The sequence below is a fragment of the Neorhizobium sp. PAMB6716 genome (assembly GCF_058242805.1).
In genome coordinates this window covers 2,003,701-2,019,534 of the sequence record NZ_CM177835.1, presented here as the reverse complement: position 1 = coordinate 2,019,534, position 15,834 = coordinate 2,003,701, and the positions used below count along the sequence as shown (strand labels likewise).

The window sequence follows — 15,834 nt, the reverse complement described above, 5'->3', positions numbered from 1 at the left end:
TGGTCTGGCCGTGCGCACCTGTTGCAAACTGCGTCGCCGGTTAAAGAATAGCATGGCGCAAGTTCGCAAAACGTCAACCATGTCGAGATGCAATCGCAGCAACTCAGGTGGTGCGCACCACCACCGTGCCCAGCAAAAGGTCATGCACCAGGCGAGACCGATCGATGAAAAGACCAGCCAGCAGGATAAGCGGCGTCAGCACGGAGTTGAGGATCCAGAACAGCACCATGTGGACGAGCGCTGTCATGAAATCCATCCGCCGACCGTCCAGCCGGGCCATGGCAATGCCCATCATGCGCATGCCGGGGCTTGCCTGGGCAGCGCCGCCGAGCGAAAACCCGAAATACAGAAGCGCTACGATGACGAAAAGGATCGGGTAAAGGAAGAAGCCTAGCCCCAGCGTGATAATGCCGAGGAAGAACACCACGACAGCGGCCGGAATGCACAAAAGCAGCACCATCATATAGTCAATAATGAAGGCGAAGATCCGGCGCGACAGCACACCACTATAGGCGCGCCAGTCTTCCGGTGCTGCAACGGCGGGTGTGTTGTCGAACGACATTTTTGGGTTCTCCTTTGTGTTCCCAACACAATATGGGAGATCCCGGCCGTCTTCACAATGGGCCCGCCGTCTGCGGCGCCGGCTTTTTGAGACGGTGCCGCCGGGGCTCGGTCTACACGCCCTTCAGCTTGCGGGCGGCCTCTACGGCGAAATAAGACAGGATGCCGTCGCAGCCGGCGCGCTTGAAGCAGAGAAGCGTCTCCATCATGATCCGTTCGCCGTCGATCCAGCCGTTCATCGCCGCCGCCTTGATCTGCGTGTATTCACCGGACACCTGATAGGCGAAGGTGGGCAGGCCAAAGGCTTCCTTCATGCGCCAACAGATGTCGAGATAGGCGATGCCGGGTTTCACCATCAGCATGTCGGCGCCTTCCTCCACGTCCATCGCCGCGTCGCGCAGCGCTTCCGTGCCATTGGCCGGGCTGATGTAATAGCTGTTCTTGTCGCCCTTCAACAGGCCGCCGGTGTTGATCGCCTCGCGATAGGGGCCATAGAAACCGGACGAGAATTTCGTCGCATAGGACATGATGCCGACATCCTGATGGCCGGCCGCATCAAGCGCGCGGCGGATGGCGCCGATGCGCCCGTCCATCATTTCAGACGGCGCGATGATATCGGCACCGGCATCGGCCTGCATTACCGCGGCACGCGCCACCTGATCCACGGTCTCGTCATTGACGATGACGCCGTCGCGCAAGATGCCGTCATGGCCGTGGCTGGTAAACGGATCGAGCGCCACGTCGGTGATTAGGCCGATATTCGGCACGGCCTTTTTGACGGCGCGGGTAAACTGGTTGATGAGGTTGTCGCGATCAAGGATCTGCGAGCCGGTTGCGTCGCGCTTGTCCATCTCCACGTCGGGGAAGGGGGCAATGGCGGGAATGCCGAGATCGGCGGCTTCCCGGATCGCCTCGACAGCCTTGTCGACGCTCATGCGGTTGACGCCGGGCATGGCGCGGATGGGATCGACAATGTTTTCGCCGGGCACGATGAAGATCGGCCAGATCAGGTCATCCACCGACAGCCGGTTCTCCTGCGTCATCCGGCGCGTCCAGTCGGCCTTGCGGTTGCGGCGCATGCGGCGGTGGCCGGTGATTTCGTCCACGAGATGGGTCTTGTCGGTCATGGCGGGTCTCGCTTTCTGCATCTGGATTTTGCCGTGGCTTAACACGGCGCGACAAAATTTGCGAAGGGTCAGGCTGCCGCAGGCGATGCGTGCGGTGCGTGTCTGGCGGGGGGCGTCGAACCGGGTTATCCTTACCGGCATGGAACCTGATTCACTCGCCCAGCCAAAACTCAGCCTCACCGAAATCCTGTTCGTGATCTTCCTGCGGTTGATTGCGGGCGTGTGCCTGTGGTTCGGCCTGCAATACTGGGCCATGCTCGTCGGATATTCCTTTGATGGGCGGGCGCGCTTTGATCTTTTGAACCTGCCCTGGCGGTCGGCGGCCTCGGTTCTTGCTGTGGTCTTTCCGGTGGCAGCACTTGGGCTCTGGCTTGCCGTCTCCTGGGGGCCGGTGCTCTGGGTTATCGCCGCCGGCTGCCAGTTGCTCATGTACCAGGTCTGGCCGGAGGTTTTTGGCCATAACATTCTGGTGCCGCTGATGCATGGGCTGGTCGCGGCTCTCTATCTCGTCTTCCGGCTGGCCATCTTCCTCGATGAGCGCCGCAAGATGGAAGAGAGGGTAAGGGTTGATTTACCCTGATTCCCACGCTTTTTAGCGGATATTCGACGCAATTTCCCAACCTAAGTCATTGAAATCGCTGAATCCGATCTATGGAATCGACAGGCTTGAACTGGCCGTCCGGCACAGGGTTTATCCTGTTAAGCCACCGTTAGCCCTATGTTTTAAGTCGAATTTTATGGGCTCCGGGTAGTGTCACTCACAAGGCGGGAGACAACAAACACACCGCCAAACAAACAGTGAGGCAGACATGTTGAACACCAAGATCAAGCCGCAGGCTGCAACGGTAGCCGACGCTCAGGACGAAACCATCCGCGGCCTTTACATGGAATCGCTCCACCTCGTGGAACGTCTTCACCGCCGCCTTCTCGATGTCGTCAAGGACGAGTTCGACCGCCAGGGTCGCGACGACGTCAATGCCGTGCAGGCCCTCCTGCTGTTCAACATCGGAAATTCCGAGCTGACTGCCGGTGAACTGCGCTCCCGTGGATACTACCTTGGTTCTAACGTTTCGTATAACGTCAAGAAACTGGTCGATCTCGGCTTCATCAATCACCAGCGTTCGCGCATCGACCGCCGCTCGGTCCGCATCAGCCTGACCAAGACCGGCCAGGATATCGCCGAAGTGGTTGCCAAACTTTACGAGCGCCATATCGGTTCGATCGAAAAGGTCGGTGGCATCGGCGAGGGCGAGTTTGCCCAGATGAACAAGCTGCTTCAGCGCCTCGACCGCTTCTGGAACGACCAGATCATGTATCGCCTCTAAAAAACCTTTCGGCAGCTCAAGGCTCTGATCCACCGGACCTTGCGGCTCTCCCCTGACAGGCACCCCTCCAGTCGCCTTCAAAACCGGATGCGCTCCCGCGCGTCCGGTTTTTCCGTTGCGGCTGGCTTTATTTTGCCGCGTTTGCAACTGAAGCGAAAAAGTCACGTTGATACACGCTGCTGTGAGCGCATGGCTGCTGACAAGAATTGGCCATATTGCTATGGGACCGCAAAGCCTAAATATGGTGGGAAAATCCGGCTCTCAAAGCTTTTGTCGAAGGCCTGGCCGGGCCGCCGGGTGCGTGTGGATGAAAAGAGGTCCGCGACGCTTTATTAACCATATCCTTGTAGTCACTTTGGCCTGAAGTGATGACGGATAACGTGGATCGAATGATGTCGAAAAAGAGCGAATCCGAATTTTTGTCCCGCCGCGCCGTTCTGCGCTCGGCGGTGTCGCTGGGGGCCGTGTCTCTGGCCGCACCGGTGCTGGCCCAAAGCGCCCTGCAGGATATCATTTCCGCGCCGCAGCGCGGCACCTGGGATGATCAGTTCGACGCCAATGCCTCCTCCCGCTCGGCCGTCAACGTCATGTCCAACAATCCGGTGCTGGGGCAGGGCTCACCTGCCTATATCCAGCAGGCCATTCTCGAATACCAGAATATCGTCGCCAATGGCGGTTGGCCACAGGTCACGCCGGGCCAGGCCGGCATGCGCATCGGCAATGCCGATCCGGTCGTACAGCAGCTTCGCCAGCGCCTGATGGTGGTGGGCGACCTGCCGCAGTCGGCCGGCATGTCCTCCTCCTTCGACAGCTATGTCGATAGCGCGGTCAAGCGTTTCCAGGCCCGCCACGGCCTGCCGACGGATGGCGTTCTTGGAGAATACACGCTGAAGGCGCTTAATATTCCGGCCGAAACCCGCCTTGGTCAGTTGCAGACGAACCTGGTTCGCCTGCAGTCGATGTCGGGCGATCTGGGTCTGCGCCATGTGATGGTGAACATTCCTGCCGCCTCGATCGAAGCCGTGGAAAGCGACCGCGTGGTGCTGCGCAACACCGCCGTCGTTGGCCGCATTGACCGTCCGACGCATATCATCAACTCGAAGATCTACGAAGTCATCCTCAACCCGTACTGGACGGCACCCCGCTCGATCATCGAGAAGGACATCGTGCCCTTGATGCGCAAGGACCCGACCTACCTCACGCGCAACAATATCCGCCTGTTCGATGGCAAGGGCACGGAAGTGCCGCCGGAAGCGGTGGACTGGAATGCGCCGAAGGCCCCCAACCTGATGTTCCGCCAGGATCCTGGCAAGAACAACGCCATGGCGTCCACCAAGATCAACTTCCACAACCCGAACAACGAATATATGCACGACACGCCCCAGCAGGGCCTGTTCAACAAGCTGATGCGGTTTGAATCGTCCGGCTGTGTGCGTGTGCAGAACGTGCGCGACCTCATCACCTGGCTCTTGCGCGACACCGCGCCGTGGACCCGTCAGGAGATCGAGCGCGTGATTGCGCTTCGCCAGAACAACCCGATCAAGCTTGCGCAGGAAGTGCCTGTTTATTTCGTCTACATCACCGCCTGGTCGGCAAAGGACGGTGTCGTGCAGTTCCGCGACGACATCTACCAGCGCGATGGCGCAACCGAACTTGCGCTTCAGACCAAGACGGGCATCGAACAGCCGGCCGGTTCCATCGACGACGATCTGCTGCCGCAATAAAATTGTGCAGGCTTTAGCCCGCAGCCCCTCTCTTGCGGCGGCCTCTTTGCAGAGAGGCCGCCGTTTTCCGTTACGGCTCGCCTGCTTTTGGCGGAAAAGCGCAGGCGGCGCGGGCATAGTGTCGCAATCGGGCGGGAAACTGGCTTTGATAGAGCCCGACACTGCGGATTGATCTGCAAATATTACGCTGCGTATTGCCCTTATGAAGGCGTGCCGCTAAGACGCCATCGCATCAGTTTCTTCCAGGAGCCCCGACATGTCGCATAGAGATGCATTCTTCTCCCGTTCGCTCGCCGATACAGATCCGGATATCTTTGGCGCGATCGAGAAGGAACTGGGTCGCCAGCGTCACGAAATCGAATTGATCGCTTCGGAAAACATCGTCTCGCGCGCCGTTCTGGAAGCGCAGGGCTCGATCATGACGAACAAATATGCCGAAGGTTACCCGGGCAAGCGTTATTATGGCGGCTGCCAGTTCGTCGATATCGCTGAAGAACTGGCGATTGAGCGCGCCAAGCAGCTGTTCGGCGTCGGCTTTGCCAATGTGCAGCCCAATTCCGGGTCCCAGATGAACCAGGCCGTGTTTCTGGCGCTCCTGCAGCCGGGCGACACCTTCATGGGCCTCGATCTGAATTCCGGCGGTCACCTGACCCATGGTTCGCCCGTCAACATGTCCGGCAAGTGGTTCAACGTCGTCTCTTACGGCGTGCGCGAGGAAGACCACCAGCTCGACATGGACGAAGTCGCCCGCAAGGCGGAAGAACATAAGCCCAAGCTGATCATCGCCGGCGGCACCGCCTATTCCCGTATCTGGGACTGGCAGCGTTTCCGCGAGATCGCCGACTCCGTTGGCGCCTATCTGATGGTCGACATGGCGCATATCGCCGGTCTCGTCGCCGGTGGCGTGCATCCGTCGCCGTTCCCGCATTGCCATGTGGCCACCACCACCACGCACAAGTCGCTGCGCGGCCCACGCGGCGGCATGATCCTCACCAATGACGAGGCGCTGGCGAAGAAGTTCAATTCGGCCGTGTTCCCCGGCCTGCAGGGCGGCCCGCTGATGCATGTGATTGCCGCCAAGGCCGTCGCCTTCGGTGAAGCTTTGCAGCCGGAATTCAAGGATTACGCCGCTCAGGTGGTGAAGAATGCAAAAGTTCTCGCCGATACGCTGATCAGCCATAATCTCGATATCGTCTCCGGCGGCACCGACAACCATCTGATGCTGGTCGATCTTCGGAAGAAGAACGCCACCGGCAAGCGGGCGGAAGCAGCCCTTGGCCGCGCCTTCGTTACCTGCAACAAGAACGGCATTCCGTTCGATCCTGAAAAGCCCTTCGTCACCTCTGGCATCCGTCTCGGTTCGCCGGCCGGTACGACGCGCGGCTTCAAGGAAGCCGAATTCGCCGAGATCGGCAATCTGATCGTGGAAGTGCTCGATGGCCTGAAGGTTGCCAATTCCGACGAAGGCAATGCCGCCGTGGAAGCCTCGGTGCGCGACAAGGTTGTCACGCTCACCGATCGTTTCCCGATGTACCCTTATATGTAAGAGGCCGATACTGGTATGCGCTGCCCCTATTGCGGTTCCGAAGACACGCAGGTCAAGGATTCGCGTCCGGCCGAGGATTTCACCTCCATCCGCCGGCGGCGCATCTGCCCGGATTGCGGCGGTCGCTTCACCACGTTTGAGCGCGTGCAGCTGCGCGAACTCATGGTGATGAAGAAGACCGGCCGCAAGGTGCCGTTTGATCGCAACAAGCTGGTGCGGTCGTTCCAGATCGCGCTGCGCAAGCGGCCGGTTGATAACGACCGTATCGAGCGGGCGGTGTCCGGCATCGTGCGCCGGCTGGAAAGTTCAGGCGAAAGCGAAATTTCGTCCGAACAGATCGGCCTCCAGGTTCTGGAAGCGCTGAAGAGCCTCGATGACGTCGCCTTCGTGCGATATGCTTCGGTGTACCGCGATTTCTCCCATGCGGAAGATTTCGAGAAGGTGATTGCCGAGATCAGCGCCCGCATCGGCCGCGATTCCATCGTGGAATCCTGAGCCGTGGGCGGGGCAGCCGATATGTGCCTGCCTGATGGCGAGGGTCTTGAGGACGGTTTTTCCGAAGACCAGCGTTTCATGGCCGCCGCCATCCGCCTGTCGCGCCACCATACCGGCCAGACCAGCACCAACCCCTCCGTCGGCTGCCTCATCGTCAAGGACGGCGTTATTCTGGCCTCCGCCGTCACCGCGCGCGGCGGGCGCCCGCATGCGGAAACGCAGGCGCTTGATATCGCCGGCGACGCTGCGCGCGGGGCGACCGCCTACGTGACGCTGGAACCCTGTTCCCACTATGGCCGCACGCCGCCCTGCGCGAACGCGCTGGTCGCTGCAGGCATTGCCCGCGTTGTCGTCTGCCTTCCTGATCCCGATCCGCGTGTCTCCGGCCGCGGCCTTGCGATCCTTCGCGAGGCGGGCATCACCGTGGAGACCGGCGTGCTGCAGGCTGAAGGGCGCCGGGCACTTGCCGCCTACCTGATGCGCCAGACCAAGGGTCGCGCCTATGTGACGCTGAAACTTGCTGTCTCCCGGGACGGCATGATCGGCCGCAAGGGGGCAGGGCAAGTGGCGATCACCGGGCCATTGTCGCGGGCGCAGGTGCATACGCTGCGCGCGGAAATGGATGCCATCCTCGTCGGCATCGGCACTGCCATCGCCGACGATCCGGAACTGACGGTGCGACTTGAAGGGCTGAAGGATCGCTCGCCCATCCGCATCATCCTCGACCGGCATCTGCGCCTGCCACTGACGTCGAAGCTGGTGAAGACCGCGCGTGACGTGCCGGTGATCGTGGCCATGCTGCGCACACCCCCTTCTGCGCCGACGAGAGGCTCTGTCACCGAGCAGGACCTTTCCACCCGCCGCCAGCATTTGACGCAAGCCGGCTTGGAAATCCTTGAGGCCGACGATCTCGCAGCACTCCTTACGCAGCTTGCCGCGAGCGGCATTTCCTCCGTGCTGGTGGAGGGCGGCGCCACGGTTGCCCGCTCCTTCCTCGATGCCGGGCTGGTGGATCGCATTCTTCTGTTCGAAGGACCGGGCGAGATCGGTGGCGACGGCATTGAATCGCCGCTCTCCCGCACCGATATCCCGAGAGATTACACGCCCGTCCGCCGGCTTCGCTTCGGCGATGACTGCTGCTCCGATTACGAGAGGGAATTTCAATGTTTACAGGTATCGTGACCGATGTCGGCACCGTGGCTGACCTGAAGCCGCTGGATGAAGGCGTGCGCCTGCGCGTCAACACCGCTTATGATCCGAAAACCATCGATATCGGCGCCTCCATCTCGCATTCCGGCGTCTGCCTCACCGTGACGAAGCTGCCGGACGAGGGCAGCAACGAGCGCTGGTTCGAGGTGGAAGCCTGGGAAGAGGCGCTGCGGCTGACCACCATCTCGTCCTGGACGACCGGCCGCCGCATCAACCTGGAACGCGCGCTGAAAATCGGCGACGAACTCGGCGGCCATATCGTCTCCGGCCATGTCGATGGCAAGGCGGAGGTGCTGTCTATCACCCATGAAGGCGAGGCGGTGCGTATTCGTCTTCGCGCGCCCGAAGCGCTTGCCCGCTTCGTTGCGCCAAAAGGTTCCGTCGCGCTCGATGGTACGTCGCTCACCGTCAATGCCGTCGATGGCACCGATTTTGACGTGCTTCTCATCCGCCACACACTCGAGGTCACCACCTGGGGCGACCTCAAGGCCGGCGACTTCGTCAATTTCGAAGTGGATACGATGGCGCGTTATGCTGCCCGTCTTGCGGAGTTTCCCGCAGCGCGCTGAGGCATGTTTCTGCGTGGCCGCCTCTCAGGCGGCCGCTTCCCGGCGTGGGCGCAGCAGCACCAAGCAGGGGCCCTTGTATTCGGTGCGGGCAATTTCGAAAAATCCCGCCTTGCGCGCCACCGCAAGCGAGGCCGCATTTTCGGGGTGAACAAGCGCGCTCATGTCCATGGCCGGATAATGCTGCTCGCCCCAGCCGATGAGAGCGGCGACCGCTTCGCTCGCATAACCCTTTCCCCAATGGCCGGGCGAAACCATCCAGCCGGTTTCGAGCGTGCCCTCGACGGAGGGGCTAATCGGGCGCATGGCCTCGTGAAAACCGGCTTCGCCGACCAGTAGGCCGCTTGCCTTCTCCTCGATCACCAGAAAGCCGAAGCCCATGTGGTGCCACATGCCGGCGCGCTGCATCAGTTTCTGCCATGCTTCTTCGCGCGTCGCGGGCTTGCCGCCGACATAACGCGCCACCGCCTGATCGGCCCAGAGGCCAAAGAAGCTCTCGAAGTCATCGACGTGATAGGCGCGAAGCCTCAGGCGGGGTGTTTCGATGGTCGGGATGGGCTTCATGGTCTGCATTCCGATTGAACCGTGGCGGGGTTTCCCGTCTTTCTATAAGGCTTGGCAATGCCCTGAACAGCGTGTCTTTTCGAAAATCGCTTGCCAAGGCGCGCGTGGCGTGGTTTGACCGCCGCAATTCCCAACAGATCATTTCGCAGAATTGCGACCAGGACGACCCATGACCGATTCTCTGAAGCCTCACCTCCTCATTGTCGAAGCCCGTTTTTATGACGACATGGCCGACGCGCTGCTCGATGGCGCCACTTCGGCGCTGAAGGAAGCGGGCGCGACCTTCGACGTCATCACGGTTCCCGGTGCACTCGAAATCCCGCCGGCAATTGCCATGGCGCTCGATGCTGCCGAGCAGGGCGGCGTCAACTACGACGGTTTTGTTGCGCTCGGCATGGTCATTCGTGGCGAGACCTATCACTTCGACATCGTCTCCAACGAATCCTCGCGCGCGCTGATGGATCTTGCCGTGTCGGAATCGCTTGCCATCGGCAACGGCATCATGACCGTTGAAAACGATGAACAGGCCTGGGTCCGCATCAAGAAGAGCGAAAAGGACAAGGGTGGTTTTGCCGCCCGCGCTGCGCTCACCATGATCGAACTGCGCGAAAAGCTGGGCGCCTGAGCCATGGCGAAGGATCTGCAGCAGCCGGTAAAACCGGCCAACCAGCGTGGCGCGGCGCGGCTTGCCGCCGTGCAGGCGCTTTACCAGATGGATATCGGCGGCACCGGTGTGCTGGAGGTCGTGGCCGAATACGAGGCCCATCGTCTCGGCCAGGAGCTTGACGGCGAAACCTATCTGAAGGCCGATCCGTCTTGGTTCCGTTCCATCGTTGCGGGCGTCGTGCGCGACCAAACGAAGATCGATCCGCTGGTGCGCGCCTCGCTTCTCGAAAGCTGGCCGCTGTCCCGTCTCGATTCGACGCTGCGCGCCATCCTGCGTGCCGGCACGTTCGAGATTGTCGAGCGCAAGGATGTGCCGGTCGCCGTCATCGTCACGGAATATGTCGAGATCGCCCAGGCCTTCTTCGACGGTGAAGAACCCAAGATCGTCAATGCGGTTCTCGACCGCATTGCCAAGCAGGTCCGCGTCGAGATCAAGAAGTAGGCGGAAGAACCATGGATCGTGTCGGCGGCGAGGGACTGGAACGGCAGCTTTCCGCCGCGCGGCGCAATGTTTTCCTGCTGGCCGGTGCGCAGGCCGTGCTGGGTGCTGCGGCACCATTATCCATCTCTGTCGGCGCGCTTGCCGGTTACCAGCTTCTGGCCGCCGACAAGTCGCTGGCAACCGCTCCCGTGACCGGTTTTAATGTCGGGACGGCGCTCGGTGCCATCGGCATTGCCCTTGTCTCCCGTTTCCTTGGGCGCAAGGCTGCCTTCATGACCGGCGCACTCGTTGGTGCCACCGGTGGCGTGCTGGCAGCGATTGCGCTTTTCCAGGGTAATTTCTGGCTGTTTGCCTTTGCCCTGATGATGATCGGCATCAGTGGCGGTTTTACCCAGAAAATCCGTTTTGCCGCAGCCGATGCATCGCCGTCTATGTTCAAGCCCAAGGCCATTTCCTGGATCCTCGGCGCCGGCATTGTCTCGGCCATCATCGGGCCGCAGCTTGCCATCTGGGCAAAGGATGTTTTTGAGCCGGTCACCTTTGCCGGCACGTTTCTCGCCATCCTGCCCTTGAGCCTCATCGCCATCGCCATCCTTGCCTTCCTGAAGCTGCCGCAGCCGGCCAAGGTCACGGCCCAGAGCGGGGCTGCACGGCCGCTGCGCGAGATCATCACCACGCAGCGTTTCGCCACCGGCATGGTCTGCGGCATCGGCACCTATGCGCTGATGACCTTTGTGATGACCGGGGCGCCGCTGGCCATGGTCGTCGGCTGCGGTTTTCCAACGGAACTCGCCACGCTTGGCATCCAGTGGCATGTGCTTGCCATGTTCGGGCCGAGCTTCTTTACCGGCATGATCATTGCCCGCCTTGGCGCCGAACGGGTCGTGGCGCTCGGTCTCGTCACGTTGATGGCCTGCGCGATCATTGCCCATCTCGGCATCGAGCTGTGGAATTTCTGGGGTGCGCTGGTGCTGCTCGGCATCGGCTGGAACTTTGGCTTCATCGGATCCACCGCCATCATCGCCTCCACCTACCGGCCGCATGAGGCCGACAAGGTGCAGGGGTTTCATGATATCGTGCTGTTCGGCTCGGTGGCGCTGTCGTCGTTTTCCTCCGGCAAGGTGTTCACCTCTTATGGCTGGTCATTCATCAACCTTGCCATCTGGCCGGTCGCCATCCTCTGCCTGAGCCTCATCGGCGCACTGATTCTGCGCCAGAACCGCGCGCAGACCGTTTGATCTGCCTCACATCCTTCAAATACAGACGAAGTTAGGCTGAAGGGCCACCCTTGCCGGGTAAGCCCTTGACGCCATTTCGTCATCGCCGCACTCTTGGGCTCTGGATCACGTCACAGGCTCCTTGGGAGGGGAGGCGCGTGGTTCTCGTCCGGCGCAAATGCTGCGGCCGGTATTTTGGGAGAGGAACATCGTATGACAGTGATAGTGGGTGTGATCGTTTGCGGTCTCCTGTCGATCGCTTATGCAGCCTGGGCGACGCGCTCGGTGCTGGCGGCCGATCAGGGTAACGCGCGTATGCAGGAAATTGCCGGCTATATCCGGGAGGGCGCACAGGCCTATCTCACGCGCCAGTACATGACCATCGCCGTGGTCGGCGCTGTGGTCACCGTTGGCACCTGGGCGCTTCTGTCCGGGCTTGCGGCCATCGGTTTCGTCATCGGCGCGGTTCTCTCAGGGGCGGCCGGCTTTATCGGCATGCATGTCTCGGTGCGCGCCAATGTGCGCACGGCACAGGCCTCCTCGCATAGCCTTGCTGCAGGCCTTGATATCGCCTTCAAGTCCGGTGCCATCACCGGCATGCTGGTGGCCGGCCTCGCGCTTCTCGGCGTCTCCATCTATTACGCCATCCTGGTCCACGGTCTCGGCAATGCGCCGGGCAGCCGGCATGTCATCGATGCGCTGGTGGCGCTCGGCTTCGGCGCCTCGCTCATCTCCATCTTCGCCCGTCTCGGCGGCGGCATCTTCACCAAGGGCGCAGACGTCGGCGGCGATCTCGTCGGCAAGGTCGAAGCCGGTATTCCCGAAGACGATCCGCGCAACCCCGCGACCATCGCCGATAACGTCGGCGACAATGTCGGCGATTGCGCCGGCATGGCGGCAGACCTTTTCGAAACCTATGCCGTCTCCGTTGTGGCAACCATGGTGCTTGCGGCGATCTTTTTTGCCGGTGTACCGGCGCTTGGCGTCATCATGGTTTATCCGCTCGCCATCTGCGCGGTCTGCATTCTCACCTCGATTGCCGGCACCTTCTTCGTGAAGCTCGGCACCAACGGCTCGATCATGGGCGCGCTCTACAAGGGGCTGATCGCCACCGGCGCACTTTCGATCGTCGGCCTTGCGGTCGCCACATCCTTCACCATCGGCTGGGGCTCGATCGGCACGGTCGCCGGCATGGATATCACCGGCACCAACCTGTTTTTCTGCGGCATCCTTGGCCTCGTTGTCACCGCGCTCATCGTGGTGATTACGGAATATTACACCGGCACCAACAAGCGCCCGGTCAATTCCATCGCCCAGGCTTCTGTCACCGGCCACGGCACCAATGTCATCCAGGGCCTCGCCGTCTCGCTCGAATCGACGGCGCTGCCGGCCATCGTCATCGTTGGCGGCATCATCACCACCTATCAGCTCGGCGGCCTCTTCGGCACCGGCATTGCCGTCACCACCATGCTTGGCCTTGCCGGCATGATCGTGGCGCTTGATGCCTTCGGCCCCGTCACGGATAATGCCGGTGGCATCGCGGAAATGGCGGGCCTTCCGCCGGAAGTGCGCAAGTCCACCGATGCGCTGGATGCGGTCGGCAACACCACCAAGGCCGTCACCAAGGGGTATGCCATCGGGTCTGCCGGTCTTGGCGCGCTCGTGCTCTTTGCCGCCTATTCGAACGATCTGGCTTACTTTGCCGCAAACGGTGCGCAATATCCTTATTTTGCCGATGTCGGCGAAATCTCCTTCAGCCTTGCCAATCCGTATGTCGTCGCCGGCCTCATCTTCGGCGGTCTCATTCCTTACCTCTTCGGCGGCATGGCGATGACGGCCGTCGGACGCGCGGCGGGCTCCATCGTGGAAGAGGTGCGCGCCCAGTTCCGCAACCATCCCGGCATCATGCTCGGCACCGAAAAGCCGGATTACGGCCGCGCCGTCGATATTCTGACGAAGGCTGCCATCCGGGAAATGATCGTGCCGTCGCTTCTGCCGGTGCTGGCACCTGTCGTGGTCTATTTCGGCGTGTTGCTCATCTCCGGCTCCAAGGCCTCGGCCTTTGCAGCGCTTGGCGCCTCGCTCCTCGGCGTCATCATCAACGGCCTTTTTGTCGCGATCTCCATGACATCGGGCGGCGGCGCCTGGGACAATGCCAAGAAAAGCTTCGAGGACGGTTTTGTCGACAAGGACGGCCATCGCCACATGAAGGGCTCGGATGCGCACAAGGCTTCCGTGACAGGCGATACTGTGGGCGACCCCTACAAGGATACGGCAGGCCCTGCCGTCAATCCGGCAATCAAGATCACCAATATCGTGGCGCTCCTGCTCTTGGCGGTGCTTGCCGCCTGACCGCTAGGACTAACTTTTGGCGAAACGGAAAAGGCCCGCGGCACAAAAATGCCGCGGGCCTTTTCGAATGATCCGTCTGCCGCACGGGCAGGGGCTGGAGGCGTCAGTAGCCGCCCGTGGTATTGCCGCCGCCCATCATGTTGCGGAAGGTCGAGGCTGCTCCACCGGCACCACCGCCGCCCGAAAGCAGCTGCTGCAGGAAGGTGAGGTCGCGGCCGCCGGTCGGCGTCGTGCGCGAAATCGTGTCGAAAACCTGGCCGTCCTTCAGCGTATAGACCGCGCGACGGGCAACGACACCCTCCTTGTTGAAGTAGAAGGCGACCACCGTCTGCTCGACGAGCTGCGGTTTCATGAAAGCAACGGGGCGCTCGCGCTTCTGCGAGATGTAATAAAACACTTCGCCGTCGAAGGTCGCGGTCGTGGAGGGCGTGCCCATGGAGAGCAGAACCTGCTCGCGGCTCGAACCTTCCGGTGTCAGGTCCAGCGCATCCTTGTCCAGCACATAGCCGTTGTGGAGCGTTTCGCCGATCCCTGTCGTGCAGCCGGACAGACCAAGGGTGACGGTGACCGCCACGATCGCAGCCTTGCCGGCCCTATCAAAATGAGACCCAAACACCCGCTTCTTCAACACCCTGTCCTCATGTGTTCCATCCCACCAACCAATCCGACCGTTGCTGCGATAGCATTGTGGCTATTCCGCGAACACCGGCATGTTTCAGTCGGCGAGGGCCTGAAATCCGCCTGCCTCATCGCTGCGACGCCGGAACGGCATTGCAATTCGTGCCTGCTTCGGTAAACCAGCTTTCGTTTCCATGCAACACGGCTGGCTTGACCAGCATCCGCTTTGGCGGCCAAGAAGTGCAGGCTTTCATGATCTTCGGTCTTTTCCGTCAGAAAAATCAAAACCGCGCCATTGTCGATCGGCAATATGCGACCTTGACGGCGGCTGCCCGCATTCCTTTCTTTTATACAGACCTCGATGTGCCTGATACCGTCATGGGCCGCTTCGAGATGCTGTCGGCTGTCATGATCCTGTTTTTCCGCCGCACTGCGAAATCGGGCACCAGCGGTCAGGAACTGGCGCAAGAGATTGTTGATGCGTTTTTCCAGGACATCGACCATTCGATCCGGGAACTGGGCATTGGCGATCAGGCCGTGCCCAAGCGCATGAAAAAACTGGCTGGCATGTTTTACGGCCGGCTGGAAGCTTATGGAAACGCCCTGGAAGTCGGTGATGAACCGGCTTTGTCTGCCGCCCTGCGGCGCAATTTTTATCCGTCTGGCGCTGAAGCCCCGACGATGGACGGTCTCGGACGCTGGATGCTTGAGGCGCAGGAAGCGCTTGCAGCGGTCTCCGAAGACGACATCGCACGCGGCATGCTGATGTTGCCCGAGCCCGGAAAGGGAGAACAGTCATGAATACACCCCTCGACCACAAGGAAAAACCGCCTTTCTCCTATCCGGTAAAGGTCGGCAATATCTCGGCCAATGCCGTCACTGTGCGTGTGGAGGCAGACGAGCGTGAGCGCGAAGCCCTTGCCAAACTCTGGCAGGTGGTCTCGGTCGGTTCGCTGAAGGCAGAGCTGCAGATTGCGCGCTGGAAAAAGGATGGCGTACGGCTGAAGGGCCGCGTCCAGGCGCATATCGTTCAGGCCTGCGTTGTTTCGCTGGATCCGGTGGAAGCCGATATCGACGAAGAGCTGGAACAGATCTTCGTGCCGGAGGGTTCCAAGCTTGCCCGCATGATCACTGGCGATACCGCTGAAATGGTGCTCGATCCCGATGGACCGGATCTTCCCGAGACCTTTGTCGGCGATACGATCGATGCCGGCGCCGTGGTGGCGGAGTTTGCAGCGCTTGCGATCAATCCCTATCCGCGCAAGGCCGGCCATGAATTCACCGATCATATCGAGGCCGACGAGACGCCCAACGGGGGCAAACCAAACCCCTTTGCGGTGCTCAAGGACTGGAAAACCAAGGAATAGCGTTTGCATTTCCCCAGTAATGAGTTGTATGCGGCGGCAGAAACAGTATTTTGGC

The 15,834-nt window shown here is 61.0% G+C and carries 17 protein-coding genes; 13 read left to right on the top strand and 4 right to left on the bottom strand.

Annotated elements, in window-relative coordinates; translation table 11 throughout:
- Positions 1–103: 103 nt before the first annotated feature.
- Together AC4CWH_RS09895 and hemB are read right to left on the bottom strand one after the other, a co-directional pair.
- Entirely contained in the window at positions 104–562 is a 459-nt protein-coding gene (locus tag AC4CWH_RS09895; RefSeq protein ID WP_491318595.1) for an RDD family protein, read from the bottom strand.
- Between the two features lie 112 nt (positions 563–674).
- Positions 675–1,688, bottom strand: coding sequence for a porphobilinogen synthase (hemB, locus tag AC4CWH_RS09890; protein ID WP_491318594.1), 1,014 nt, complete (start codon positions 1,686–1,688; stop codon positions 675–677).
- A gap of 139 nt (positions 1,689–1,827) precedes the next feature.
- On the opposite strand from hemB, the gene AC4CWH_RS09885 reads away from it, so the two are divergent.
- The 7 genes from AC4CWH_RS09885 to AC4CWH_RS09855 all read left to right on the top strand — a co-directional run bounded on the left by AC4CWH_RS09885 (position 1,828) and on the right by AC4CWH_RS09855 (position 8,556).
- Entirely contained in the window at positions 1,828–2,268 is a 441-nt protein-coding gene (locus AC4CWH_RS09885; protein ID WP_491281863.1) for a DUF6163 family protein, read from the top strand.
- 232 nt (positions 2,269–2,500) lie between these two features.
- On the top strand, positions 2,501–3,013 hold the full coding sequence (ldtR, locus tag AC4CWH_RS09880; protein WP_491285374.1) for a transcriptional regulator LdtR: 513 nt from the start codon (positions 2,501–2,503) through the stop codon (positions 3,011–3,013).
- Between the two features lie 392 nt (positions 3,014–3,405).
- Positions 3,406–4,737, top strand: a complete 1,332-nt coding sequence (locus AC4CWH_RS09875) for a L,D-transpeptidase family protein (protein WP_491318593.1) — start codon at positions 3,406–3,408, stop codon at positions 4,735–4,737.
- A 256-nt stretch (positions 4,738–4,993) separates the two neighbouring features.
- Positions 4,994–6,283, top strand: coding sequence for a serine hydroxymethyltransferase (glyA, locus tag AC4CWH_RS09870; RefSeq protein ID WP_491318592.1), 1,290 nt, complete (start codon positions 4,994–4,996; stop codon positions 6,281–6,283).
- 15 nt (positions 6,284–6,298) lie between these two features.
- Positions 6,299–6,778, top strand: coding sequence for a transcriptional regulator NrdR (nrdR, locus tag AC4CWH_RS09865; protein ID WP_491281861.1), 480 nt, complete (start codon positions 6,299–6,301; stop codon positions 6,776–6,778).
- A gap of 21 nt (positions 6,779–6,799) precedes the next feature.
- Positions 6,800–7,960 carry a bifunctional diaminohydroxyphosphoribosylaminopyrimidine deaminase/5-amino-6-(5-phosphoribosylamino)uracil reductase RibD gene (ribD, locus tag AC4CWH_RS09860; RefSeq protein WP_491321400.1) on the top strand — a complete coding sequence of 387 codons (1,161 nt, stop codon included), beginning with the start codon at positions 6,800–6,802 and terminating at the stop codon, positions 7,958–7,960.
- Positions 7,942–8,556 carry a riboflavin synthase gene (locus AC4CWH_RS09855; RefSeq protein ID WP_491318591.1) on the top strand — a complete coding sequence of 205 codons (615 nt, stop codon included), beginning with the start codon at positions 7,942–7,944 and terminating at the stop codon, positions 8,554–8,556. Before ribD ends, AC4CWH_RS09855 begins: the two co-directional genes overlap by 19 nt.
- Before the next feature lie 24 nt (positions 8,557–8,580).
- Here the strand turns inward: AC4CWH_RS09855 and AC4CWH_RS09850 are convergent, their stop codons facing one another.
- Positions 8,581–9,117 (bottom strand): GNAT family N-acetyltransferase, encoded by a 537-nt coding sequence (locus AC4CWH_RS09850; protein ID WP_491318590.1) that lies wholly within the window; start codon positions 9,115–9,117, stop codon positions 8,581–8,583.
- 169 nt (positions 9,118–9,286) lie between these two features.
- On the opposite strand from AC4CWH_RS09850, the gene ribH reads away from it, so the two are divergent.
- The 4 genes from ribH to AC4CWH_RS09830 all read left to right on the top strand — a co-directional run bounded on the left by ribH (position 9,287) and on the right by AC4CWH_RS09830 (position 13,794).
- A complete protein-coding gene (gene ribH / locus AC4CWH_RS09845) occupies positions 9,287–9,742 on the top strand; it encodes a 6,7-dimethyl-8-ribityllumazine synthase (protein WP_491318589.1) in 456 nt (151 codons plus the stop codon).
- Positions 9,743–9,745: 3 nt separating this feature from the next.
- Positions 9,746–10,225: a transcription antitermination factor NusB gene (nusB, locus tag AC4CWH_RS09840; RefSeq protein ID WP_491318588.1), complete on the top strand. Its 480-nt coding sequence runs from the start codon at positions 9,746–9,748 to the stop codon at positions 10,223–10,225.
- A gap of 11 nt (positions 10,226–10,236) precedes the next feature.
- On the top strand, positions 10,237–11,463 hold the full coding sequence (locus AC4CWH_RS09835; protein ID WP_491318587.1) for an MFS transporter: 1,227 nt from the start codon (positions 10,237–10,239) through the stop codon (positions 11,461–11,463).
- Positions 11,464–11,655: 192 nt separating this feature from the next.
- On the top strand, positions 11,656–13,794 hold the full coding sequence (locus tag AC4CWH_RS09830; protein WP_491318586.1) for a sodium-translocating pyrophosphatase: 2,139 nt from the start codon (positions 11,656–11,658) through the stop codon (positions 13,792–13,794).
- Positions 13,795–13,897: 103 nt separating this feature from the next.
- Here the strand turns inward: AC4CWH_RS09830 and AC4CWH_RS09825 are convergent, their stop codons facing one another.
- Positions 13,898–14,422, bottom strand: coding sequence for an outer membrane protein assembly factor BamE (locus tag AC4CWH_RS09825; protein ID WP_491281854.1), 525 nt, complete (start codon positions 14,420–14,422; stop codon positions 13,898–13,900).
- A 242-nt stretch (positions 14,423–14,664) separates the two neighbouring features.
- On the opposite strand from AC4CWH_RS09825, the gene AC4CWH_RS09820 reads away from it, so the two are divergent.
- Together AC4CWH_RS09820 and AC4CWH_RS09815 are read left to right on the top strand one after the other, a co-directional pair.
- Entirely contained in the window at positions 14,665–15,213 is a 549-nt protein-coding gene (locus tag AC4CWH_RS09820; RefSeq protein ID WP_491318585.1) for a ubiquinol-cytochrome C chaperone family protein, read from the top strand.
- Positions 15,210–15,779 carry a YceD family protein gene (locus AC4CWH_RS09815; protein WP_491281852.1) on the top strand — a complete coding sequence of 190 codons (570 nt, stop codon included), beginning with the start codon at positions 15,210–15,212 and terminating at the stop codon, positions 15,777–15,779. Before AC4CWH_RS09820 ends, AC4CWH_RS09815 begins: the two co-directional genes overlap by 4 nt.
- Positions 15,780–15,834: the final 55 nt, after the last annotated feature.

Bases quoted from the DNA above. Each gene is read 5' to 3' on its own strand.
- AC4CWH_RS09895 (WP_491318595.1), bottom strand. From the start codon at position 562: ATGTCGTTCGACAACACACCCGCCGTTGCAGCACCGGAAGACTGGCGC.
- hemB (WP_491318594.1), bottom strand. From the start codon at position 1,688: ATGACCGACAAGACCCATCTCGTGGACGAAATCACCGGCCACCGCCGC.
- AC4CWH_RS09885 (WP_491281863.1), top strand. From the start codon at position 1,828: ATGGAACCTGATTCACTCGCCCAGCCAAAACTCAGCCTCACCGAAATC.
- AC4CWH_RS09875 (WP_491318593.1), top strand. From the start codon at position 3,406: ATGTCGAAAAAGAGCGAATCCGAATTTTTGTCCCGCCGCGCCGTTCTG.
- glyA (WP_491318592.1), top strand. From the start codon at position 4,994: ATGTCGCATAGAGATGCATTCTTCTCCCGTTCGCTCGCCGATACAGAT.
- nrdR (WP_491281861.1), top strand. From the start codon at position 6,299: ATGCGCTGCCCCTATTGCGGTTCCGAAGACACGCAGGTCAAGGATTCG.
- ribD (WP_491321400.1), top strand. From the start codon at position 6,800: ATGTGCCTGCCTGATGGCGAGGGTCTTGAGGACGGTTTTTCCGAAGAC.
- AC4CWH_RS09855 (WP_491318591.1), top strand. From the start codon at position 7,942: ATGTTTACAGGTATCGTGACCGATGTCGGCACCGTGGCTGACCTGAAG.
- AC4CWH_RS09850 (WP_491318590.1), bottom strand. From the start codon at position 9,117: ATGAAGCCCATCCCGACCATCGAAACACCCCGCCTGAGGCTTCGCGCC.
- ribH (WP_491318589.1), top strand. From the start codon at position 9,287: ATGACCGATTCTCTGAAGCCTCACCTCCTCATTGTCGAAGCCCGTTTT.
- nusB (WP_491318588.1), top strand. From the start codon at position 9,746: ATGGCGAAGGATCTGCAGCAGCCGGTAAAACCGGCCAACCAGCGTGGC.
- AC4CWH_RS09835 (WP_491318587.1), top strand. From the start codon at position 10,237: ATGGATCGTGTCGGCGGCGAGGGACTGGAACGGCAGCTTTCCGCCGCG.
- AC4CWH_RS09830 (WP_491318586.1), top strand. From the start codon at position 11,656: ATGACAGTGATAGTGGGTGTGATCGTTTGCGGTCTCCTGTCGATCGCT.
- AC4CWH_RS09820 (WP_491318585.1), top strand. From the start codon at position 14,665: ATGATCTTCGGTCTTTTCCGTCAGAAAAATCAAAACCGCGCCATTGTC.
- AC4CWH_RS09815 (WP_491281852.1), top strand. From the start codon at position 15,210: ATGAATACACCCCTCGACCACAAGGAAAAACCGCCTTTCTCCTATCCG.